This window comes from Pseudomonas batumici, assembly GCF_000820515.1.
Taxonomy (GTDB): domain Bacteria; phylum Pseudomonadota; class Gammaproteobacteria; order Pseudomonadales; family Pseudomonadaceae; genus Aquipseudomonas; species Aquipseudomonas batumici.
Window position 1 is genome coordinate 1 of the sequence record NZ_JXDG01000072.1, and the last position, 920, is coordinate 920.

The following is a 920-nucleotide window of genomic DNA, read 5'->3' on the forward strand; positions in this document are numbered from 1 at the left end:
CAACGACACCGCCAGCAGAATCAGGCTGGCCACCGCGTTGATCTCCGGCTTCACGCCCAGGCGCACCGCCGAGAACACTTCCATCGGCAAGGTGGTCGAGCCCGGCCCCGAGACGAAGCTGGCCAATACCAGGTCGTCGAGGGACAACGCGAAGGACATCATGCCCCCCGCCGCCAGCGACGGCGCGATCATCGGGATGGTGATCAGGCAGAACACCTTCCACGGCTTGGCGCCCAGGTCCATGGCCGCCTCCTCGATGGACAGGTCCAGCTCACGCAGGCGCGCCGACACCACCACCGCCACATAGGCCGAGCAGAACGTCGTGTGGGCGATCCAGATGGTGACGAGGCCACGTTCCTGGGGCCAGCCGATCAACTGCGCCATGGCCACGAACAGCAGCAACAGCGACAGGCCGGTGATCACCTCCGGCATCACCAGTGGCGCCGTCACCAGGCCGCCGAACAGCGTGCGGCCCTTGAAGCGGGTGACCCGGGTCAGGACGAACGCCGCCAGGGTCCCCAGCGCCACCGCGGCCACCGCGGTGTAGCAGGCGATTTCCAGCGAGCGGGCCACCGAGCCCATCAGTTGGGTGTTGTCCAGCAGGCCGACGTACCACTTCACCGACCAGCCGCCCCACACCGTCACCAGCTTGGAGGCGTTGAACGAGTAGATCACCAGGATCAGCATCGGCAGGTAGATGAACAGCAGACCCAGCACCAGCATCAGGTTCGAAAAACTGAAGCGCTTCATTCCTTGCCCTCCATTTCCTTGGCCTGACTACGGTTGAACAGAATGATCGGCACGATCAGGATCGCCAGCATCACCACGGCCAGCGCGGACGCCACCGGCCAGTCACGGTTGTTGAAGAACTCTTGCCACAGCACTTTACCGATCATCAGCGTTTCCGGACCGCCGAGCAG

The 920-nt window shown here is 64.3% G+C and carries 1 protein-coding gene and 1 pseudogene; both read right to left on the minus strand.

From position 1 onward, the window contains the following. Window positions 1-750 (minus strand): ABC transporter permease subunit (locus tag UCMB321_RS27690; RefSeq protein ID WP_040071900.1); only part of this gene is annotated, 750 nt, incomplete at its 3' end. Beyond that, window positions 747-920, minus strand: a pseudogene (locus UCMB321_RS27695) (putrescine ABC transporter permease PotH); the annotation flags it as partial. The gene UCMB321_RS27690 and the pseudogene UCMB321_RS27695, both read right to left, overlap by 4 nt.